The 21051-nt window shown below is 67.8% G+C and carries 20 protein-coding genes and 3 tRNA genes; 10 read left to right on the forward strand and 13 right to left on the reverse strand.

What is annotated here, in order from left to right:
* The first annotated feature begins 54 nt into the window (after window positions 1-54).
* Window positions 55-1668: a phosphoenolpyruvate carboxykinase gene (locus J7500_RS08860; RefSeq protein WP_294061347.1), complete on the forward strand. Its 1614-nt coding sequence runs from the start codon at window positions 55-57 to the stop codon at window positions 1666-1668.
* Window positions 1669-1706: 38 nt separating this feature from the next.
* Entirely contained in the window at window positions 1707-2198 is a 492-nt protein-coding gene (locus tag J7500_RS08865; protein WP_294061348.1) for a hypothetical protein, read from the forward strand.
* Here the strand turns inward: J7500_RS08865 and J7500_RS08870 are convergent.
* The gene (locus J7500_RS08870) at window positions 2188-2583 is read right to left on the reverse strand and encodes a DUF3597 domain-containing protein (protein ID WP_294061349.1); all 396 of its coding nucleotides are present in this window, start codon (window positions 2581-2583) and stop codon (window positions 2188-2190) included. The two genes, J7500_RS08865 and J7500_RS08870, sit on opposite strands and share 11 nt — an antisense overlap.
* Before the next feature lie 176 nt (window positions 2584-2759).
* On the opposite strand from J7500_RS08870, the gene J7500_RS08875 reads away from it, so the two are divergent.
* Together J7500_RS08875 and J7500_RS08880 are read left to right on the forward strand one after the other, a co-directional pair.
* Complete coding sequence (locus J7500_RS08875) at window positions 2760-3125, forward strand: hypothetical protein (RefSeq protein WP_294061350.1); 366 nt, start codon at window positions 2760-2762, stop codon at window positions 3123-3125.
* A gap of 174 nt (window positions 3126-3299) precedes the next feature.
* Window positions 3300-3375 (forward strand) — tRNA-Glu (locus J7500_RS08880).
* 74 nt (window positions 3376-3449) lie between these two features.
* On the opposite strand, the gene J7500_RS08885 is transcribed toward J7500_RS08880, so the two are convergent.
* Genes J7500_RS08885 through J7500_RS08895 form a run of 3 tightly spaced genes read right to left on the reverse strand, consistent with a single transcriptional unit; the run spans window position 3450 to window position 5598 of the window.
* Window positions 3450-3746 carry a transcriptional regulator gene (locus J7500_RS08885; RefSeq protein ID WP_294061351.1) on the reverse strand — a complete coding sequence of 99 codons (297 nt, stop codon included), beginning with the start codon at window positions 3744-3746 and terminating at the stop codon, window positions 3450-3452.
* Window positions 3743-4378 carry a hypothetical protein gene (locus tag J7500_RS08890; protein ID WP_294061352.1) on the reverse strand — a complete coding sequence of 212 codons (636 nt, stop codon included), beginning with the start codon at window positions 4376-4378 and terminating at the stop codon, window positions 3743-3745. The genes J7500_RS08885 and J7500_RS08890 overlap by 4 nt, the downstream gene beginning before the upstream one ends.
* Entirely contained in the window at window positions 4375-5598 is a 1224-nt protein-coding gene (locus tag J7500_RS08895; protein WP_294061353.1) for an acyltransferase family protein, read from the reverse strand. The genes J7500_RS08890 and J7500_RS08895 overlap by 4 nt, the downstream gene beginning before the upstream one ends.
* A gap of 444 nt (window positions 5599-6042) precedes the next feature.
* Between J7500_RS08895 and J7500_RS08900 the strand changes: the two genes are divergently transcribed.
* Window positions 6043-6855 carry a helix-turn-helix transcriptional regulator gene (locus J7500_RS08900; RefSeq protein WP_294061354.1) on the forward strand — a complete coding sequence of 271 codons (813 nt, stop codon included), beginning with the start codon at window positions 6043-6045 and terminating at the stop codon, window positions 6853-6855.
* 135 nt (window positions 6856-6990) lie between these two features.
* The gene (locus tag J7500_RS08905; RefSeq protein ID WP_367112974.1) at window positions 6991-7950 is read left to right on the forward strand and encodes an amidohydrolase family protein; all 960 of its coding nucleotides are present in this window, start codon (window positions 6991-6993) and stop codon (window positions 7948-7950) included.
* Window positions 7951-8122: 172 nt separating this feature from the next.
* On the opposite strand, the gene J7500_RS08910 is transcribed toward J7500_RS08905, so the two are convergent.
* The 4 genes from J7500_RS08910 to moaA all read right to left on the reverse strand — a co-directional run bounded on the left by J7500_RS08910 (window position 8123) and on the right by moaA (window position 10154).
* A tRNA-Asn gene (locus J7500_RS08910) sits at window positions 8123-8197 on the reverse strand.
* A 53-nt stretch (window positions 8198-8250) separates the two neighbouring features.
* A tRNA-Asn gene (locus J7500_RS08915) sits at window positions 8251-8325 on the reverse strand.
* A 51-nt stretch (window positions 8326-8376) separates the two neighbouring features.
* Entirely contained in the window at window positions 8377-9144 is a 768-nt protein-coding gene (locus J7500_RS08920) for an NAD kinase (RefSeq protein WP_294061356.1), read from the reverse strand.
* Window positions 9141-10154, reverse strand: coding sequence for a GTP 3',8-cyclase MoaA (gene moaA / locus J7500_RS08925; protein ID WP_294061357.1), 1014 nt, complete (start codon window positions 10152-10154; stop codon window positions 9141-9143). Before moaA ends, J7500_RS08920 begins: the two co-directional genes overlap by 4 nt.
* A 91-nt stretch (window positions 10155-10245) precedes the next feature.
* On the opposite strand from moaA, the gene J7500_RS08930 reads away from it, so the two are divergent.
* Both J7500_RS08930 and J7500_RS08935 read left to right on the forward strand, forming a co-directional pair.
* Complete coding sequence (locus J7500_RS08930) at window positions 10246-12228, forward strand: bifunctional diguanylate cyclase/phosphodiesterase (RefSeq protein ID WP_294061358.1); 1983 nt, start codon at window positions 10246-10248, stop codon at window positions 12226-12228.
* Window positions 12225-12635, forward strand: a complete 411-nt coding sequence (locus J7500_RS08935) for a hypothetical protein (RefSeq protein WP_294061359.1) — start codon at window positions 12225-12227, stop codon at window positions 12633-12635. The genes J7500_RS08930 and J7500_RS08935 overlap by 4 nt, the downstream gene beginning before the upstream one ends.
* A gap of 315 nt (window positions 12636-12950) precedes the next feature.
* Here the strand turns inward: J7500_RS08935 and J7500_RS08940 are convergent, their stop codons facing one another.
* The 5 genes from J7500_RS08940 to J7500_RS08960 all read right to left on the reverse strand — a co-directional run bounded on the left by J7500_RS08940 (window position 12951) and on the right by J7500_RS08960 (window position 18571).
* Complete coding sequence (locus J7500_RS08940) at window positions 12951-13448, reverse strand: SRPBCC family protein (protein WP_294061360.1); 498 nt, start codon at window positions 13446-13448, stop codon at window positions 12951-12953.
* Complete coding sequence (locus J7500_RS08945) at window positions 13432-13743, reverse strand: helix-turn-helix domain-containing protein (RefSeq protein ID WP_294061361.1); 312 nt, start codon at window positions 13741-13743, stop codon at window positions 13432-13434. Before J7500_RS08945 ends, J7500_RS08940 begins: the two co-directional genes overlap by 17 nt.
* Before the next feature lie 175 nt (window positions 13744-13918).
* Window positions 13919-14536 (reverse strand): VTT domain-containing protein, encoded by a 618-nt coding sequence (locus tag J7500_RS08950; protein WP_294061362.1) that lies wholly within the window; start codon window positions 14534-14536, stop codon window positions 13919-13921.
* A gap of 212 nt (window positions 14537-14748) precedes the next feature.
* On the reverse strand, window positions 14749-18204 hold the full coding sequence (mfd, locus tag J7500_RS08955; protein ID WP_294061363.1) for a transcription-repair coupling factor: 3456 nt from the start codon (window positions 18202-18204) through the stop codon (window positions 14749-14751).
* A gap of 100 nt (window positions 18205-18304) precedes the next feature.
* Window positions 18305-18571 (reverse strand): succinate dehydrogenase assembly factor 2, encoded by a 267-nt coding sequence (locus J7500_RS08960; RefSeq protein ID WP_294062146.1) that lies wholly within the window; start codon window positions 18569-18571, stop codon window positions 18305-18307.
* A 176-nt stretch (window positions 18572-18747) separates the two neighbouring features.
* Between J7500_RS08960 and J7500_RS08965 the strand changes: the two genes are divergently transcribed.
* Window positions 18748-18951 carry a hypothetical protein gene (locus tag J7500_RS08965; RefSeq protein WP_294061364.1) on the forward strand — a complete coding sequence of 68 codons (204 nt, stop codon included), beginning with the start codon at window positions 18748-18750 and terminating at the stop codon, window positions 18949-18951.
* 41 nt (window positions 18952-18992) lie between these two features.
* The gene (gene recG / locus J7500_RS08970; RefSeq protein ID WP_294061365.1) at window positions 18993-21044 is read left to right on the forward strand and encodes an ATP-dependent DNA helicase RecG; all 2052 of its coding nucleotides are present in this window, start codon (window positions 18993-18995) and stop codon (window positions 21042-21044) included.
* Window positions 21045-21051: the final 7 nt, after the last annotated feature.

Consider the following 21051-nt stretch of genomic DNA (forward strand, 5'->3'; position numbering starts at 1 on the left):
GCGTACCCGGGCCCAGAAACCGGGACGTAAAGTTGCGCCCATGGGAGAATTTGAGTGACGGAACGTCGATCGTCTCACGGTCTCGAGATGCAGGGTATCGAGACCAACGCCGAGCTTTTCTGGAATCTGGGTACCGCGCCGCTCGTCGAGCGGGCGGTACGCCGCGGTGAGGGGAGGCTAGCCAAGGACGGTCCGCTCGTCGTCGCCACGGGCAAGCACACCGGCCGATCGGCGCAGGACAAGTTCATCGTCCGCGATGCCGAGACCGACGCAAGCGTCTGGTGGGGCAAGACCAACAAGGCGATGGATCCCGCGCATTTCGCCGCGCTCAAGGCCGATTTCCTCGCCGAGCTGGCCGAGCGCGAGACGCTGTTCGTCCAGGACCTGTTCGGCGGCTCGCAGCCCGAGCACCGCGTCAACGTGCGCGTGATCAACGAATTCGCCTGGCACAGCCTGTTCATCCGCACGATGCTGGTACGCCCGACCGCCGACGAGCTGGCGGGCTTCGTTCCCGAATATACGATCATCGACCTGCCGAGCTTCCGCGCCGATCCCGCGCGTCACGGCACGCGCAGCGAGACGGTGATCGCGGTCAACTATAGCGAGAAGCTGATCCTGATCGGCGGCACCGCCTATGCCGGCGAGATGAAGAAGAGCGTCTTCGGGCTGCTCAACTATCTGCTGCCGGTGGATGGCATCATGCCGATGCACTGCTCGGCCAATATCGGGCCGAACGGCGACACGGCGGTGTTCTTCGGCCTTTCGGGGACAGGCAAGACCACGCTTTCGGCCGATGCCAGCCGCACGCTGATCGGCGACGACGAGCATGGCTGGTCGGACACCGCGGTCTTCAATTTCGAAGGCGGCTGCTACGCCAAGATGATCCGCCTCTCGGAGGAAGCCGAGCCCGAGATCTACGCGACCACGCGCCGCTTCGGCACGGTGCTCGAGAATGTCGTGATGGACGCCGAGACGCGAGAGCTCGACCTCGACGACAACAGCCTCGCCGAGAACAGCCGCGGCGCCTATCCGATCGACTTCATTCCCAATGCCTCGGCCGAGAACATGGGGCCGGTGCCGCGCAACGTGGTGATGCTCACCGCCGACGCGTTCGGCGTGCTGCCGCCGATCGCCAAGCTCACCCCCGAGCAGGCGATGTACCACTTCCTCTCGGGCTATACCGCGCGCGTCGCGGGGACCGAGATCGGCGTGACCGAGCCCGAGGCGACCTTCTCGACCTGCTTCGGCGCGCCCTTCATGCCGCGCCATCCCTCGATCTACGGCAACCTGCTCAAGGAGCGGATCGCCAAGGGCGGAGTCGATTGCTGGCTGGTCAACACCGGCTGGGCGGGCGGCAAGGCGACCGACCCCGGCATCAAGCGCATGCCGATCAAGCTGACGCGCGCGCTGCTCAACGCCGCGCTCGACGGCAGCCTCAACCAGGCCGAGTTCCGCACCGATCCGAACTTCGGCTTCCGCGTGCCCGTGAGTGTGCCGGGCGTCGATCCCTCGCTGCTCGACCCGCGCGAGCAATGGGCGAACAAGGCGCAATATGACGCCACTGCGGCGAGGCTGGTCGACCTGTTCAACGAGAATTTCGCCCAATTCGCGGAGCATGTGGACGAAGAGGTGCGCCAGGCCGCGCCGCGAACGCCGCTCCCCGCCTGAACTGCCCGGTCGTCGATCGGGTCATTGGAGCCCGATCGATGACCGAATTCCCGCCCCGTTTCTTCGCCTCCGACGCCGATGTGGTCCACATCGGCGAAGGGCTGCTCGCGTGCACGCTCGCGCGCGAGGAATGGACGCACGAGGCGCATCTCGCCGCCTGCCTGTGGCTGCTCGCCGAGCGGCCCGATGTCGACGTGGATGGGGAGATCGCCGGCATCATCTCGCGCTTCAACGAGAGCGTGGGCGGGGTGAACGACGATCACGGCGGCTATCACGACACGATCACGCGCGCCTATGTCGCGGGGGTGCGGCGCTTCCTCCGCGAATGGCGGGGCGGGGAGGGGCTCGCCGAGCGCGTCAACGCGCTGCTCGCGTCGCCGATGGGCGCGCGGGAATGGCCGCTTCGCTTCTATTCGCGCGAGCTGCTCTTCTCGGTGGAGGCCCGCCGCGGCCTGGCGGCGCCGGACGTGGCGCCGCTGGAAGGGCTGAGGGGACGCGACGGCGCGCCCCCTCGCGCGGTTAGTCGATGAGACCGGCGGGCACCTTGCCCCCGTTCTTCTCCAGCTCCTGCAGCACGCGCTTGTGGAGCCAGATATTGTCGTCGGCGCTGCCGTCATATTCGCCCGTGTAACCGAGCTCCTGCGCCAGCTCCTTGCGCTCGGCATAGCTCGATTCCATTCCGACCAGCTTCATCAGGTCGACAATCGAAGACCGCCAGTTGAGATTGGTGCCCTTCTCCTGCTGGAGGGCGGTCAGCACCGCCTCGATGTCGACGGGCTGCGGCGCGGGCGCCGGCTGGGGCTGCGCGGGCGCGGCTGCAGGCGCAGCGGCGGCAGGCGCAGCCTGGGGAGCCGGAGCCGGCGCGGCCTTCTTGTGGCCGAAGATGGCGTTCTTGATCGAAGAAAAGATACCCATGGAACGACTCCTGAACTGGCGTTCGCCCCACCCCGCGCCCTCTTCATGATCCGCAATTGCGACAATTGAAAGGACCCCAATTGCAACAAGCTGTTTCGCGGCCCGCGCAGTGCTCGCGCCGCCGCCCGCGGAGTGGTAGGATCGTCTCCGGCGGGGGCCATCCTGGAGTGCTTCAAATGGGTATTTTCGACGGATTGCTCGGGCAGCTGGGCGGCGTGTCCGACGTGGTGAACCTCGCCGAGAAGATCGGTCTCGACCCGAAGCAGGTCGAAGGCGCGATTGGCGCGCTCGCCAAGGCGCATCCGGAGCCCGGCGACACGGCGCAGAGCGCGGCCGCCTCGACCGGCCTGCCGCTCGACAAGATCAACGACATCATCGGGCACATCGGCGGCGAGGGTTCGCTCGGCCAGTTCGCGCAATTGATCCAGGGCCAGAGCGCCGGCGTGCTGGGCGGTCTCGGCTCGATGCTCGACCGCAACCACGACGGCAGCGTGATCGACGACATCGGGGGACTGGCCGGCGGGTTGCTCGGCAAGAAATAGCCCGCAGGGGGCGCTCCACGCCCGTCTGTCTTCGCGTTCGTGCAGGGGCGCGGAGAGGGCGGGAGCGCTGTCCCGGGACGCGCCGGTCGGGAGCAGCCGAGCCGCGGTGCGAAATCGCAAGATCTGCGCTTGACGGCTCGGTCCACTGTCCCTAATTGCGCGCCTTCCGCTGCCGGCCCCTTCGTCTAGCGGTCTAGGACGTCGCCCTCTCACGGCGAAAACACGGGTTCGAGTCCCGTAGGGGTCACCAGCATTCGCAAGAATGCTCCAGTGCTGCGATGTTGGCACGAAATCTCGGTTTTCTGCGCCGCCCGATCGGAAAGGTCAGGGACCGATGAGCTTGCCAAGCGCCTCGAGATACGCCGCGAAGGCCTTTCGTCCCTTGCTCGTGATCGTCGCGCGGGTGAGCGGCTTGCGGTTCAGGAAGCTCTTCTCGATCGCGATGTAGCCCGCTTCTTCGAGCTTGCGCAGATGCACCGAAAGATTGCCCTGCGTCGCCTGGAGCAGCGCCTTCAACTCGTTGAAATCGGCAGTTTCGGCATCGGCGAGATATGCCATGATCCCCAGGCGCATGCGCCCGTGGATGACGTCGTCGATCTGGCCGATGTCGAAGCCCGTCATGCCGCGAGGCGGGCGCCCGTGCGCATCAGCACCCAGCCGGGCAGCGCCATCAGTCCGAGCAAGGCAAAGGCCAGCACCAGCAGGAACGGCGTGGCGATGTCGGGACCGCCGCTGCCGAGCAGCCAGGCCAGCAGCAGCGAGGTCGCGAACCAGCCCGCCGATGCGAGTGCGTACCAGCCGCGGCGCCGGATCGCATAGGCAGTGTACCAGGCCGTTCCCTGTACGACGCAGATCATGACGGGGTGGAGCAGCCAGGTTCCCATATTCTGCGTTCGATACGCCAGATATCCGAAGATCAGGGCGGTGGCGAGCGCCGCCAGCCCGCCCCCTCCGAAGGCTGCGTTGATCGCGCGCGCGCCCACGCTGTTCCGGCTCCTGTTCTTGTCGCGCACGGTGATCCAGGTGATCGCCGCCAGAAACAGCAGCGTCGGCAAGATTCCCACCGTCAGCTGCACGGCGAACGGCGCCTGGACTCCCGAGGCGAACAGCGCCTGGAGGAGGCACTGCAGGCCATAGCATCCCCCGGCGGCGAGCAGGGCCTGTCCGAGCGAGGCCTGGACCTGGCCCCCTTCGCTCACCAGCGCGCGGACAAAGGCCAGGTCGTCGCGGGCCGTATCGGCATTGTCGGTCATGCGGCGTGCGTCTCCAACGCGGGCGCAGGAGCGCGCCAGGGAAGCTTGCGCCCGTTCAACCAGCGGCCGAGCCAGCTATGGCGCACCAGCAGATGGTAGCTCGCGATCAGAATAAGGAAAGCAGCCGCCGTGACGAGCGCCCATTTCACCAGGCCCGGCACCCCGACCGGATAGATGGCCACTTGCAGCGCCATCACCACCGGCAGGTGCATCAGGTAGATCCAGTACGAAGCGTCGGCGACATAGCGCAAGGCCGGTTGCTCGCGCGTCAGGAAGCGCAGCGCGGCGCCGGTGATGCCAAGCGTCCAGGACCATACGGCGAGCGCATAGGTGCACGCTAGGACGAGCTTGGCCGCGCCCTGCGGCATCGGGACCGACGCTGGCGTTCCATGAAGCTGTACCAGGCACAAGATGGCGAGAACGACGCCCGCCGCAAGCTGAACCGCCCACCAACGGCGGATCGAATCGAGCAGGCCCGTCTGGCGGTGGAGCAGCCAGCCGAACGCGAAGGCGGTGCCGAATCCAGTGACGGCGGCGCCATTGGGCACGAAACCGATGTCGGGCGTCGGAATGCCGCTCCATGCATACCAGGGGGTGCGTAGCGCCAGCGCGACGGCAAGCGGCGCCGCGAGGAAGAGCGGCGCTGCGGGCGTCGCGGTGATCAGGCGCATGACGCGGTCGACCGGCGCGCCCCGTACCCGAGCTTCGCGGTCGACCAATGCCAGCACCGCGCGGATCGCGAGCGTCGCCGCGTAGAAGAGCAGGAGCAGGTAGAGGAACCACAGATGCGTGAGCGGGAAGGTCGCCAGCGTCGGCGGGGGTGGCGGAGGTCCCGGCGGCAGGCTGCCCCCGGCCATCGTCGCCGCGCCCCAGATGAAGGTTGCGATGATCCCCGTGATGGCGATCGGCCAGAAGACCAGCAGCGGCAGCGCGATGCGGGCCAGCCGGTTGCGCACGAAGCCGCCAAGGCCGCGGCGCCCCAGAAGCATCCTGCCGAAGAAGCCCGCGATCAGGAAGAAGGCGGCTATCCGGAAGATGTGCGCAACGAAGGAGAATGTCCCGAGCGCGTCGCTCGGCGCGTCGCGCACGACCCAGAACTGGGGACCGGGCAGAAAGCTCAGCGAGGCGTGGAAGGCTACGCCCAAAAGTAGTGCGCCCGCGCGTACCCCGTCGAGGGCATGCAGGCGCTCGGGCGTATGGCCGAGGGTGATCTGGGTCATTGCTCATCTCCGTCAGACTCGGGAACGAGTTCCGATGGGGGAGCGTACATCAACTGGTTTATAATACAAACTAGTTGATGTTGAGGGGCATGCATCGCCTCCGGTGGGGGCGGGACCATTCTCGGCAAACCCGAAACGGGGTCCGACCCGACGCATGGCGCCGCGCCTCCCGAACCCGCCGTTACGCATTGGGGGGAAAGCGGATGCGCGCCGGATCCGCACTTGCGAAGTCGGTGACCATTAAAAAGAGGGCGAAGATCGCCTCCCTGTATTCGCCGACCGCTTCCTGCTCCGCGGAGAAGCGCAGGGTGATGCAGGGCGCATTTGGGTTGATTGATCGGAAGGGGTACCGAAAGAGGGCTGCCAACGAATCGTGATTGCGGAACCAGGCTGCCCGCCGGCGCGGGAGGGAGCTATTCTCTGGGGGATCTCATGGCAGCGACAATGGGTGACGGCCCGTATCCGCCGATCGGGCTTTTGCTCCGCGAATGGCGGGGTGCGCGCGGAATGAGCCAGCTGGACATGGCGCTCGAGTGCGGCATGTCCGCGCGGCACCTTGGCTTCGTCGAAACGGGCAAGACCAAGCCGTCGCGCGATGCGATCGGCCGCTTTGCCGATGCGCTTGCCCTGCCTCTGCGCGAACGTAACGCGCTGCTGCTGGCCGCGGGCTTCGCGCCGCAATATGCCGAACGCGACTTGGCCACGCCCGCGCTCGAACAGGCTTGCAGCGCGGTCGACCTGATCCTTCGCCATCAAAACCCCTATCCGGCATTCGTACTGAACCGCCATTTCGACGTGCTCGCGGCAAACGAGGGTGCAATGCGCATCAACCGACTGGTGATGCAGGGCCGGGAGAGCCGTCACGCGAACCTGCTGCGACAGATCTTCGACCCGGAAGATTTCCGGCCGGTGATCCTGAATTGGACCGAGGTCGCGACGGGCTTCCTGCGGCGCCTGCACGATCATCTTGCAGCCACCCCGGGCGATGGGCCCGGGCGGGCGCTGCTGGCCGAACTGCTGAGCTATCCCGACGTGCCGCAGGAATGGCGGTATCGGAGGATCGGTGATGCGATTGAGCCGGTGCTGACTCTCGATTTTCGCAGTCCGGCAGGTCCGCTGCGATTCTTCGAGACGATCACCAGGTTCGCCGCCCCCCTCGATGTGACGCTGGACGAGCTTTGCATCGACTGTGCCTTTCCAGCCGACGAACTGACCGCTTCGGTGTGCGCCCGACTTGCGGCCGATGGAGCGGCATGAACATCAGCGTCACCCGATAGGCATCCGCGCTTCAACGACCTCCCAGGTAGTTTCGTAACCGCATCACAGGCCCTAGTTGGCCGATCCGGCGTGCCGGACCCCAGACCTCCCGGCCGGCAGTGCGGAGGATCGCAAATGCAATTTGGACGCAGGGATTTTCTGAAGATGGGCGGGGGCGCCGCTGCCGCGCTTGCAGTGCCGAGCGTAGCCTTGTCGCGGGCAGTGCAGCGTGGACCGATCATCGATGTCCATATGCATGCTTATCCGGCAACGATGCGACTGCCCGGGCCGGTCATCAATCCGATATCCGGGGTGAGGAGCCCCATCGTCACTGGCGCGGACCATCTGACTGCGTGCATCGCCGAGATGAAGCGGCACAATGTCGTGAAGGGCATCGTCAGCGGCGGTGACGGCGACCGGCTGCAGGCGGCGATCGACTGGCATCATCGCGATCCCGACCGCTTCATCGCCGGTGCAGGAGTGCGTGGGTCGGAGGACACGCCGCTGCCGCCGCTGGACGTGCTGCGAAAGGCCTTTGTCGACGGCAAGGTGAAAGTGCTCGGCGAAGTCACCTCGCAATATGCGGGCCTGTCGCTCAGCGATCCCAAATATGAACCCTATCTCGCCATGGCCGAGGAACTCGACATTCCGGTGGCGCTCCACACCGGCACCATGCCCGAAGGCACGACCTTCGATCCTTGCTGCCGCCCTGCGCGAGCGGGGTTCGGCAATCCGGAGAACGTCGAGGAAGCGCTGAATCGTCACCCCAGGTTGCGCCTGAACCTGATGCATTGCGGCTGGCCCTATCTCGACGACACCATCGCCATGCTGATGTTGTATCCGAACGTCTACGTCGATACCGGCGCGGGCGACTGGCTGCTGCCCCGCGCGCATTTCCACGACTATCTGCGGACGCTGGTGGAGGCCGGGTTCAGCAAGCGCATCATGTTCGGTTCGGACCATATGTATTGGCCGGACGGGATCGGTCTGGCGATCGAGGGGATCGAGACTGCCGCCTTCCTGACCGAGACCCAGAAGCGCGATATTTTCTACAACAACGCGATGCGGTTCTATAAATTGTCGAGCAATTCGTAAATTCTATATAACTATAAAATACTTACGTTCCTGCCCGGGCTGGGCGGAGACCGCCACCGTGCCGCTCAGCGGCCAGCGCAGCAAGGATAGGAGCCTGGCGGAACCGGCGGGACATGCCGGCACCTTGCCCTTGTCGGTGAATGAAGGGCCAGGAGCGCCGTATGGCGCGAGGTGGCTCCCTGAGTAGGATTCGAACCTACGGCCGCTCGATTAACAGTCGAGAGCTCTACCGCTGAGCTATCAGGGATCGCCTCTCGCGCGGCGGAGGTTTTCTTGTGCCTCGGCCGGCGATCCGCCGGCTGGCTCCCTGAGTTGGATTCGAACCAACGGCCGCTCGATTAACAGTCGAGAGCTCTACCGCTGAGCTATCAGGGAACAAGCCGTAGGCGGGCGTCTATAGCTGCAGATTCCCGCGATGCAAGCACCTCAGGCGATGAATTGTTCCATCGTTATGCGATCGTCGAGCGCGTGCTCGGGATCGAAGAGCAAAGTGAGGTCGCGCATATGGTCGATCTCGACATGCACATGCGTCACTTCGCGCACTTCGCGCTGATCGGCGACGGCGCTCACCGGGCGCTTGTCGGCCTCGAGCACGCGGATGCCGATTCGCGTCTTTTCGGGCAGGATCGCCCCGCGCCAGCGCCGCGGACGGAAGGGGCTGATCGGCGTGAGCGCGAGCAGCGCCGAGCCGAGCGGGAGGATCGGACCCTGCGCCGAGAAATTATAGGCAGTCGAGCCTGCAGGCGTGGCGACCAATATGCCGTCGCACACCAGCTCGGGCAGCACGATTCGATCGTTGATCGTGACTTCCAGCTTGGCGGTCTGGCGGGTTTCGCGCAGCAGCGAGACTTCGTTGATCGCGGGCAGAACGATATGCTCGCCGCCGACCGTGGTTGCGGTCATGGTGAGCGGCGAGACGCGGAAGGGCCTTGCGCGTGCCAGCCGCTCTTCGAGTCCTTCGAGCCGCCAGTCGTTCATCAGGAAGCCGACCGTGCCGAGGTTCATGCCGAACACCGGCAGGATGCGGCGGCGACCGAGCATCGCGTGGAGCGTCTGCAGCATGAAGCCGTCGCCGCCCAGCGCCACGACCTGTTCGGCCTGTTCGATCGGAACCCAGTCATAAGCCTGGCGCAGCTCGGCTTCGGCGAGCTGGGCGGGCTGGGTGTTGGAGGCCACGAGCGCGCGTGCGGTCATCCGCCGGTCACGCTCATGTGGCGGGAGACCGCAGGCGCCGCACCCGCCTCGATGCGGAAGTCGTGCCGCTCGGGCTTGGCGCGCATCGCGCCGTCGAGCGCGGCGTCGACCGCCGCCAGGCCCCCGCTGCGGATCGCGGCGCGCAGATCGACCGAATCCTCATGCCCCAGGCACATGTGGAGCTTGCCGTCGGTCGACAGGCGCACGCGGTTGCAGGTCGCGCAGAAATTGCCCGTGAGCGGCGAGATCAGCCCCAGCCGCGTGCCGCTGCCGGCGAGCCGCCAATAGCGCGCCGGGCCGCCGGTGGCGTGCGTATCGGGCGCGAGGTCGAACGCGTGCTTCAGCGACTCGAGCACGGCGGGGAGGGGGAGGAAGCGGTCGGTCCGGTCCTCGTCGATCGCGCCGAGCGGCATCGTCTCGATCAGCGTCAGGTCGTGCCCTTCGTCCGCGCACCAGCCGAGCATCGGCGCGATCTCGGCTTCGTTGAGCCCCTTGAGCGCAACCATGTTGATCTTGATCCGCAATCCCGCCGCCTTGGCCGCTGCGATGGCGTTCAGCACCTGGCCCACGTCGCCGTGGCGCGTGATGTAGCGGAAGGTGCCCGGATCGCGGCTGTCGAGGCTGACGTTGATTCGCCGCATGCCGGCATCGAACAGATCCTCGGCATGCTCGGCCAGCCGCGTGCCGTTGGTGGTCAGCGTCAGCTCGTCGAGCGCGCTGCCGACATGGCGGCCGAGCCGGCGAGCGAGCTCGATCATGTCGCGCCGCACCAGCGGCTCGCCGCCGGTCAGCCGGATTTTCCGGACGCCCCGCGCGATGAAGCGCTCGGCGATCAGCGCGATCTCCTCCAGGCTCAGCAGCGCGCTGCGCGGCAGGAAGCTCATCTGCTCGGCCATGCAATAGCGGCAGCGCAAGTCGCAGCGATCGGTGACCGAGATGCGCAAATAGGTGATGGCGCGGCCGTAACGGTCCACCAGAAGGTCCGGGCTCATGGCGGGGGCGCAGGCCATGGGCGTGGGGTACGCACTTCGGCTTCGCCAAACAACCCTTGGATGGCCTTGCCGATGGCGGCGCGCAAAGCTTGCCGCTATCGATGGTGCGATGGATGAAGATTTCGCGATCATCGACAGCGCCGCCGCTGCCCCCGACACTCCCGTTTTCGTGCTCTCCTTCCGCCAGCGGGACGAAGTCGCCGCGGCTGCCGCGGGCGGCGGCTGGCGCGTGGTCGCGGCGCGGCGCGGCGACGGCGTCGACCAGCGCTTCCTGGCGAGCGGCGCGAGCGTGGCGGTGATCGACGCGCGCGGCGCGATGACCGAGGGGCTCGACGCCGCCAAGGCGCTCGGCCCTACGATCGAGGCGCACGGCGGCGCCATGCTGGTCCTCGTCTCGCAGAGCGACACGGTGCACATGCGCCATTTCCACGACGCGGGCGCCACGCATTTCCTCAGCAGCCCGATGTCCTCCGCCGCGATGGCGCATGCGATCCGCTTCGCCCAGCGCCATGTCGAGCGGCTGGCGGGCTGGAACAGCCAGGCGAGCGGCCCCGCCGAGCCGCTGGGCTGGCACTACGATAGCGAGATGCGCTCGCTCCAGCTCACTCCCGGCCTCGCCAACCTGCTCGGGCTGAGTGAGGCGCCGGGGGTGCGGGGCGCGATGCGGCGGCTCGATCCGGCCGACCGTGAGCTCGGCTGGAGCGCGCTGCGCCGGATCGCCTCGGGCACGCACTCGACGGCCTTTGCGCACGATCTGGCGGGGGTTGGGCGGGTCGTGCAGCATCTCCAGCGCGACAGCGACACCGGCCGCGTGCACGCGCTGGTCGAGCCGCTGGGCGTCGCGCCCGATGCGAGCGGCGCGGTGCGCGACGCGCTCACCGGCGCGCGCGACGCCCCGAGCGCGCGGCGCTGGATCGAGCGGCGGCTGGCCGAGGGCGCGTCGATCGGCGTGGTGCTGATCGGGCTCACGCGCTTCGACACGGTCAACCGCGCCTATGGCCGCGCCGCGGGCGACGAGCTGCTGCGCGGGGTCTCGCGCCGGCTCGCCGAAGTGGCGCGCGACGCACTCGGCACCGGCGCGATCGTCGCGCGGATCGCCGGCTCGGAATTCCTGGTGGCGAGCGAGATTGCTGGCGAGCCGCTGCTCGACCAGGCGCGCGCGCGGCTGGAGGAGGCGCTCGGCCGGCCCTTCGTCACTGCAGGCGAGATCGCTCCGCTCGGCGCGCGGCTGGTCAGCGTCGCGGGCAAGCGCGGCGACACCGCCGCCGGCCTGCTCCGCCGCGCGAGCGAGCTGCTGATCGGCGACGCGCCCCGCGCCGAGGACGGCAGCCCGCCGGTCGAGGCGCTGGTCGCCGACCTGCACCGCGCGCTCGAACGCGGCGAGATCGGCGTGCTCTACCAGCCGCAGGTCGCGATCGCCTCGGGCAAGGTGGTGGGCGTCGAGGCGCTCGCGCGCTGGCAGCACCCAGGCTTCGGCGAAGTCGGCGCGGAGGCGCTGTTCGCCGCGGCCGAGCGCGCCGGGCTCGATGCGGCGCTCAGCGACCATGTCCAGCGGCGTGCGCTCGCGGGGGCCGCCCAATGGCCGTCGCGGCTCGCGCACCTTCGGCTCTCGATCAACGTCACGGCGGCCGATGTCGCGCGGCCGGGCTTCGTCGACAATCTGCTCGGCCGGATCGACGCGAGCGGCTTCCCGCGCGGGCGGCTGACGGTGGAGATCACCGAGAGCGGCATCATGGCGGACCTGGGCGAGGCGGCGCGGCTGCTCTCCGAGCTGCGCACCGCCGGCTGCCGCGTCGCTATCGACGATTTCGGCACGGGCTATTCGAGCCTCGCCTATCTCAAGGCGCTGCCGCTCGACTATCTCAAGATCGACAAGCGGCTGAGCCAGGACATCGCCGGCTCCCCGCGCGATCGCGTGGTGGTGCGCGGCGTGATCGACATGGCGCGCTCGCTGGGGCTCGCGGTGATTGCGGAAGGGGTGGAGACCGACGCGCAGCTCGACCTGCTTGCCAAGGAGGGCTGCCAATATTTTCAGGGCTATCTCTGCGCCGGCCCGATCGACGTGCCGGCGCTGCTGACGGTCGCCGCATGAGCGATCCGCGCGATCTGAGCGGCGTCTGGTACGGCAGCTACGACGCCGATCGCCACAACCAGTCGAACAGCTTCATCGCGGTGCTGGAGGAAACCTTCGGCGCGATCACCGGCACCATCACCGAGCCCGACGACACCGGGCGAAGCGACACGCGCCGCGCGACGGTGGCGGGACGGCGCGAAGGCGGCACGCTGGCCTTCGTCAAGCACTATGACGGCAGCGGCGGCTGGAGCCATTCGGTCGACTATAACGGCCATGTCGACGGCGAAGGCGTGCTCGTCGCCGGCCGCTGGGTCGTCCAGGCCCTGACCGGCAGCTTCACCATGCAGCGCGAGAAGTTCTCGGCCGAGGAGCTCGAGGACGAGGAAGAGGTGGTGATGCGCGACCCTGTGGATCAGCGGTTCTAGGCGGCGGCGTTCAAATCGGTGAATGGCTGACCGTGGTGGAAGGCGGACGCGTCCAAATCTTCTCCGGAGGGAGAAGGATACCGCAGCTTGGTACCCCGCCTTCGCCGGGGTGCCTAGCGGAGGTTGGATGAGGGGATTGGCGCCATCGATAGGGTAATCCCCTCACCCAGCTTTGACTAAGGCCTTGCTGCGCAAGACCTAGGTCTGCGCAACCCTCTCCTGACGGGAGAGGGAATCCAGCAACCGGAGGGCGCTCGTAATTGGAGCAGCATCCAAGAGCGGCCCGGAAATCCGGAGCGCCCCATCAACCCGCGACTACTCCCCGATCGCCGGAAGCAGCTCGGCCAGCTGATCCAGCTGCGTCGGCAGTCCGGCCGCCGATCCGGTCATCGCTTCGTCGAGCGCTTCCTTCGATGGATAACGCTCGTGGAAGGTCAGCAGCGTCTTTCCCCCCTGGTCCTCGAAGGTGACGGAAGTGACGGCGCCGTCATCCTCTTCTTCGTTGGTCCAGACGATGCGCTCGTTCGGCACCACCTCCAGATATTTGCCGTAGAAGGCCATGGTGTCGGTCCCGCCGGCGCCGAACTCGAGCCTGTATTTGCCGCCGGTGCGGACGTCCATCTCGCACGAGACGAGCGTGATCCCGGCGCCCTCGGGCACCCACCAGCGGCTGAACAGCTCGGCTTCGGCCCATGCCCTGAACACGATTCGCGGCGGGGCGTCGAACAGGCGCGTGACGACCAGCTCGCGGTCGGACTTGCGCTCGACCGCCGTGGGGTTCGGCGCAACGGGGTGACTAGCTTGCTGGTCCATCTTCTTCCTCCTGCTTCATTTCGAGAATGATCCTGTCGAGGGCATCGAACCGCGCTTCGAAGAGCTTGCGGTGCGCCTCGATCCATTGGGCCTCGGCCTCGAGGCTGCGCCGCCCGAGCCTGCACGTCCGCACCCGCCCGACCTTCTCGGTCACGACCAAGCCTGCACGCTCGAGCACGGCGATGTGCTTCTTCATGCCGGTCAGCGTCATGTGGAACCGATCAGCCAGGCTGGTGATCGATGCGTCCGCCCGGCCGAGTTGCTCGAGCACGCCGCGCCGCGTCTGGTCGGACAACGCCGCAAACGAAAGATCGAGGCTAGGGGCTATTAACTGAACCATATGGTTCAGTATTAGCTCGCGGGCGCGCCAAATGCAACAGCGTCGCCTCCGAGCTGATCGACGTTAAACCTCCCCTTCCTGCTAGCAGGGAGGGGAGCGCGTTCGGGAATTGGCGGGTGAGTGGAGCTGTCTAGGCCGCCCGCCGCGCTGCGATGCGGCGGCAGGCCATGACGATTGCGGTCTCGATCACCAGCAGCGCGAGCACGGCGATGATCGTGGCGGTGACCGGGCTCCAGCCGGTGCCGCGCAGCCAATAGCCGAGCAGCAGGAAGGCGCTCACCCACAGAGTGCTGCCCAGCGTCAGCGCGAGCACGAAGCCGAGGAGCGGCACGCGCAGGATTCCGGCGGGGAGCGAGAGATAAATCCGCACCACCGGCACGCCCTGGCCGATGAAGGTCGCCGCGAAATAGTGCCGTTGGTAGCGCTGCCCAAGCGAATGATAGAGCCGCTCGGAGAGCCAGATGTAGCGGCCGAAGCGGCGGACGAATGCCTCGGTCCGCTCCGCGCCGAGCAGCCGGCCGAGGCCGTACCAGCAAGTTCCGCCGATCGCAGTGCCCAGGGTGACCGCGAGAGCCAGCCAGGCGAGGTCCGCGGGCGTCGCCGCCAGCGTGGTGCCGAGGAAGATGAACAGCGCATAGGAGGGGACGACCGGCACCAGCCGTTCGAGCATCGCCAGCGCCATCGCGCCGCCCAGCCCATAGCCGGCGATCTCCGCAACGGGCACGATCGAATGCGAGACGAGGCTCATGCGCTGCGCCCCTTGCCGATCGGCCGCTTGCTGTCGTTCACCCAACCCTCCCGAATGTCCCGGCGGCGCGTGCGCTACCCTGCGGGGAGGATGCAGGGATTATGCCAGCAGGCCGGAACGGCGCCGCCTCTGGGGCAAGCGGCGCCTCGCGGTCAATGGGCGATCGCGCGTGCGCCAAAACTTGGTGCCGGTTGCGATTATGCGGGGTGCCTTTATCCGGCAGCCTTGGCGAGCCCGCGCGACAATTGCAGTGCTCCGTGGAGCCGCGCCTTGGGGTCCGCCCAGGCACGGTTGATCACCAGCTTCATGTCCGGCCGCAGCCGCGCCGTCTCACCCAGCTTGTCGACATAGGCGAGCAGCCCGGGAACGTTCGGGAACGTGTCTTCGTGGAACGAGACGAGCGCACCCTTCGGGCCCACGTCGATCTTGGCGATGCACGCCTTCTTGGCGTTGAGCTTGGTCTCGATCAGCCGAAGCAGATTCTCGGTCGACGCCGGCAGCTTGCCGAAGCGATCGATCAGTTCGGCGGCGAATTCCTCGATCCCCTGCTTGTCCTCGACTTCGTTGAGGCGGCGATAGAGCCCCATGCGCAGGTCGAGGTCGGGGACATATTCCTCTGGAATGAGGATCGGCGCGTCGACCGTGATCTGCGGCGACAGGTCCTTGGGCCGCTCGTCGCGAAGCCCGCCCGACTTGGCGTCGAGGATCGCCTCCTCGAGCATCGACTGGTAGAGCTCGTAGCCGACTTCCTTGATGTGCCCCGACTGCTCGTCGCCGAGCAGATTGCCCGCGCCGCGGATGTCGAGATCGTGGCTCGCGAGTTGGAAGCCCGCCCCCAGCGATTCGAGGTCGGAGAGCACCTTCAGGCGTTTCTCCGCCGCCTCGGTCATCACCCGCTGGGCGGGCGTGGTCATATAGGCATAGGCGCGCGTCTTCGACCGCCCGACGCGCCCGCGCAGCTGGTAGAGCTGGGCGAGGCCGAACTTGTCGGCGCGGTTGACGATCAGCGTGTTGGCCGAGGGGATGTCGAGCCCAGACTCGACGATCGTGGTCGAGACCAGCACTTCGAACTTCTTGTCGTAGAAGGCGGACATCCGCTCCTCGACTTCGGTCGGCGACATCTGGCCGTGCGCGACGACGTAGCGGACCTCGGGCACCTGTTCGCGCAGGAACTCCTCGATATCGGGCAGGTCGGAGATGCGCGGCGTGACGAAATAGGCCTGGCCGCCGCGATAATGTTCCCGGAGAAGCGCCTCGCGCAGCACCACCGGGTCCCACGGCATCACGTACGTGCGCACCGCCAGGCGGTCGACCGGCGGCGTCTGGATCACCGAAAGCTCGCGCAGCCCGCTCATCGCCATCTGCAGCGTGCGCGGGATCGGCGTGGCGGTGAGGGTGAGGACATGGACGTCGGTCTTGAGAGACTTGAGCCGCTCCTTGTGCGTCACGCCGAAGCGCTGCTCCTCGTCCACGACCACGAGCCCGAGCCGCTTGAACTCGACGCCCTTGGCGAGCACCGCGTGCGTGCCGATCACCACGTCGATCTTGCCCTCGGCGAGCCCTTCCTTGGTCGCCTTGGCCTCGCCCGCGGGGACGAGGCGCGAGAGGCGGCCGATCTCGATCGGGAAGCCCTGGAAGCGCTCGACGAAATTGCGGTGGTGCTGGCGCGCGAGCAGGGTGGTGGGGCAGACGATCGCCACCTGCATCCCGGCCATCGCCGCGACGAAGGCGGCGCGCAGCGCGACTTCGGTCTTGCCGAAGCCCACGTCGCCGACCACCAGTCGGTCCATCGGCCGGCCTGCGCCCAGATCCTCGAGCACGTCGCCGATGGCGCGGTCCTGGTCGTCGGTCTCCTCATAGGGGAAGCGATCGACGAACGCCGGATAGCCGCCGCTGTCGGGCTCGGCGACTTCGGCGGGGCGAGTGGCGCGCTTGGCGGCAGTCGCGATGAGCTCGCCCGCGATCTCGCGGATCCGCTCCTTCATCTTCGACTTGCGCCGCTGCCACGCCTCGCCGCCCAGCTTGTCGAGGCTCGCGCCTTCCTCGCCCGAGCCATAGCGGCTCAGCACTTCGAGGTTCTCGACCGGCACGTAGAGCTTGTCGCCGCCGGCATATTCGAGCGCGACGCAATCGTGCGGCGCCTTCTGCACCGGAATCTGGGTCAGGCCCTCGTAGCGGCCGATGCCGTGGTCGATGTGCACCACCAGGTCGCCCGGCGAGAGCGTCGCCAGCTCCTGGAGAAACGCGTCGGTGTTCTTGCGGCGCTTCGATCGGCGGACGAGCCGGTCGCCGAGCATGTCCTGCTCGGTAAGCAGCGCGACGTCGGGCGCCGTGAAGCCGTGATCGAGCGGCAGCACGACCAGCGCGACGCCCTTGTCCGCCGCGCCCAGCGCCTCCTGCCAGCTCTCGGCGTTGCGCGCGCCCTTGAGCCCATGATCGGCCAGCAACCCGGCGAGCCGCTCGCGCGCCCCCTTGGAATAGCTGGCGAGCACCGGCTTGCGCCCGTCCTTGCGGACCTTGGCCAGATGCGCGGTCACGGCCTCATAGACATTGGCGCCCGATGCGCGCTCGGGTGCGAAATCGCGCGGGCCGTCGACGTTGAATTCCAGCACCCGATCGCTCTCGGGCTCGTGGAACGGCGTCGCGACATGCACCGCGGCCGCGTCGAGCGCGCGCTCCCATTGCTCGGGTGACAGATAGAGCGTGTCGGCGGCGAGCGGACGATAGCTTCCCGGCGCCGCGGATTCGGCGCGGACGCGGTTCTGGTGATAGTCGGCGATTGCCTCGAAGCGTTGCTGCGCGGCGCCCTCTGCCGCCACGTCGCGCACGATCACTGCGCCTTCGGGCAGGTGCTCGAACAGCGTCTCGAGCCGCTCCTCGAACAGGGGCAACCAATGCTCCATGCCCGCAAGCCGGCGTCCGTCGCTGATCGCCTGGTAGAGCGGGTCGCCCGTGGCGGTCGCGCCGAACTTCTCGCGATAGCGCGTGCGGAATCGCTTGATCGACTCCTCGTCGAGCAGCGCTTCGGAGGCCGGAAGGAGCGTGAAGCCGTCGACGCGGCCGGTGGTGCGCTGGTCCTCGGGCGAGAAGGTGCGCACGCTCTCGATCTCGTCGCCGAAGAAGTCGAGCCGCAGCGCCTGTTCGGCACCCGAGGGGAAGAGATCGACCAGCCCGCCGCGTACCGCGAACTCGCCATGATCGTTGACGGTGTCGACGCGGACGTAACCATTGGCCTGGAGCAGCGCCGCGAGCCGATCGAGCCCGATCCGCTCGCCGGGCGCCAGCTTCGCGACGAGCTGGCGGATACGGAAGGGCGTGAGCGTGCGCTGGCTCGCGGCGTTGACGGTGGTGACGAGCAGCCGGGGCTTGTCCGCCTTGCTCTGGAGCGCGTGCAGCGTCGCCAGCCGCTCGGCCATCACGCGCAGCGTCGGCGAGGCGCGGTCATAGGGAAGGCAGTCCCAGGCCGGATAGGCGAGAACCTCGATCTCGGGCGCGAAGAAGGGCGCGGTCGAAGCCACCGCGCGCATCGCCGCCTCGTCGGGCGCTATGAACACCGCCGTGTCGCCCGCGCGCGCCAGGTCCGCCAGCATCCAGGGCAGGAAGCCGGTGGGAACCCCCGACAGCGTGAGGGGGCGAGTGGCGGAGAGGATAGTCTTCAGCTCGGGCATCTGTTCTCTGCTTCGTCATCGCCGTGAAGGCGGGGACCCAGGAATCACCGGCGACGTCGTTTGGGGCTCTGGGTCCCCGCCTGCGCGGGGATGACGGTGGTTATCTCGAAATCGGCACGTAGTTCAGTGTCTTGAGGGCCTGCATCACGGTCCCGGCATAGCGTTCGGGCACGGGCTGCGTTCCCATCGCCCAGGCTATGATGTCGACATCCTGTTCCTCCAGCAGCGTCTCGAACAGGTCGATTTCCGCGTCGGTCCAGCCCTCGGCATGGGTATCGAAGAAGCCGCCGATCAGCAGGTCGGCTTCCTTCACGCCGCGGTGCCAGGCGCGGAAGCGCAGGCGCTTGAGACGGTGTTCGCGGTCCATAGGGCTCCAACGGCAAAGGGCCGGCAGCGCGGGAATGCGCAGTCGGCGAAAGGGGTTGGCGCCCAGATAGGCCCTCGCGCGCGCGAAAGCCAGCATCGGCCCACCGCATAACTTCGCGCCCACGCACCGCTCACCCGCCGGTCGTCCTATATTCGGAGGGACTGAAAGGAACTCTCGTGGACGACAAACCCCGTTTCGTAATGCTCAAGTCGATCAACGGCGATCCCATGCTGGTGAACCTCCACGCGATCCGCGCGGTCTCGACGATCACCATGGCCGGCGACGAAGTCAGCGTCATCGCCTTCGCGGGCGACCATGAAGTGGTGGTCGGCTCGACGATCCCCGAGGTCAGCGCCGCGATCGAAGCCGCGCGCGCCTAACGCATTGGCCTTTGTCGGGCCGGGCGTATAGTCCGGCGCCGATGCGGCCCGAGCTTCTCAATCCCCTGTTCGCCGAGATCACTGCGCTCAAGGGCGTGGGGCCCGGCCTTGCCAAGCCGCTCGAACGGCTGGGCCTCGCGCGCGTCGTCGACGTGGCGTTCCACTTGCCCACCGGCTGGATCGACCGCGTGCCCCGCGACGAGCTCGACATGGCCGATGTCGGCCGCGTGATCGCGATCACGCTCACGCCGGTGAGCTACAAGATGAGCGGCAGCGCGCGGGCGCCGGCGCGGGTCCAGGCGGTGGACGCGCACGGCAATTACGTCAGCCTCGTCTTCTTCGGAGGCAGCTCCGGCTGGGCCAAGAAGCTGCTGCCGCTCAACGAGCAGCGCTGGGTCTCGGGCCGGCTCGACCAGTACGGCCAGGAGCTGCAGATCGTCCATCCCGAGGTCTCGGAGACCGCCGACGGCGGCGGCCGCGAGGCCGTCTATCCGCTCTCGGAAGGCATAACGTCGAAGCGCATCGCCGGCTTCGTCGAGCAGGCGATCGAGCGCGCGCCCGAGCTGCCCGAGTGGATCGAGCCGAGCCTCAAGGCGCGGCATGGCTGGCCCGAGTGGAAGGCGGCGCTCGCCCGCATCCACGTCGATCCCGCCGACGCCAAGGCGCGCGAGCGGCTCGCTTATGACGAAATCTTCGCAAACCAACTCGCGCTGCTGCTGGTCCGCGGCGAGGCGCGCGCCAAGCGCGGCCGGCCGCTCGCAGGCGACGGGCGGCTGCGCGACCGGCTGCAGCTTCCCTATGCCCCCACCGGCGCCCAGGCGCGCACGATCCGCGAGATCGAGGGCGACATGGCGCAGAGCCAGCCGATGCTGCGGCTGCTTCAGGGCGATGTCGGTTCGGGCAAGACGCTGGTCGCGACCATGGCGCTGCTGATCGCGGCCGAGGCAGGCGCGCAGGGAGCGATGCTCGCGCCGACCGAGATCCTCGCGCGCCAGCATTTCGAGACGCTCACCCGCACGCTGTCCGGACTCGGCGTCAACGTCGCCATCCTCACCGGCCGCGACAAGGGCCGCGCGCGCGAGGCAACGCTGATGGGGCTCGCCGACGGATCGATCGACATCCTCGTGGGCACGCACGCGATCTTCCAGGAAGGCGTGGCCTACAAGGATCTCGGGCTGGTGGTGGTCGACGAGCAGCATCGCTTCGGCGTCGCCGAGCGGCTGATGCTCCAGTCCAAGGCCAAGGTGCCGCCGCACCTGCTGGTAATGACCGCCACCCCGATCCCGCGCACGCTCCAGCTCGCGACGCACGGTGAGATGGACGTCAGCCGGCTGGACGAGATGCCGCCGGGCCGCCAACCGATCGAGACCAGCGTGATCGCCGAGGACCGGCTGGGGCAGATCGTCGAGGCACTGGGCCGACATCTGGATTCGGGCAAGCAGGCCTATTGGGTCTGCCCGTTGGTCGAGGAGAGCGAGAAGACCGACATGGCCGCTGCCGAGGCGCGCGCGGCCGAGCTCCAGGCGCGCTTCGGCGGGCGGATCGGGCTGGTCCATGGCCGGATGAAGGGCCCCGAAAAGGACGCAGTGATGGCACGCTTCGCCAGCGGCGAGCTGGGCGTGCTGGTCGCTACCACGGTGATCGAAGTCGGCGTCGACGTGCCCAATGCGACGCTGATCGTGATCGAGCATGCCGACCGCTTCGGCCTCGCCCAGCTCCACCAGCTCCGCGGCCGCGTGGGGCGGGGCGGGGGGCGCTCGCATTGCATCCTGCTGCGCGGCGATCGGCTGAGCGAGACTTCCCGCGCGCGCCTCGCGCTGATGCGCGATACCACCGACGGCTTCGTCATCGCCGAGCGCGACCTCGAGCTGCGCGGCGCCGGCGAGCTGCTCGGCACGCGCCAGTCGGGCGAGATGCAGTTCCGCCTCGCCGCACCCGAGATGCTCCAGTCGCTGATGGTCGCCGCCAATGCCGATGCGCGGCTGCTGGTGGATCAGGACCGCGGGCTAGGCACGCCGCGCGGCCAGGCGGCGCGGCTGGCACTCTATTTGTTCGAGCGCGATGCAGCGGTGGGCCTGCTGCGTTCGGGGTAATCCCACC

Origin of the sequence: Sphingomonas sp. (assembly GCF_017744835.1) — a bacterium.
GTDB lineage: Bacteria > Pseudomonadota > Alphaproteobacteria > Sphingomonadales > Sphingomonadaceae > Sphingomonas.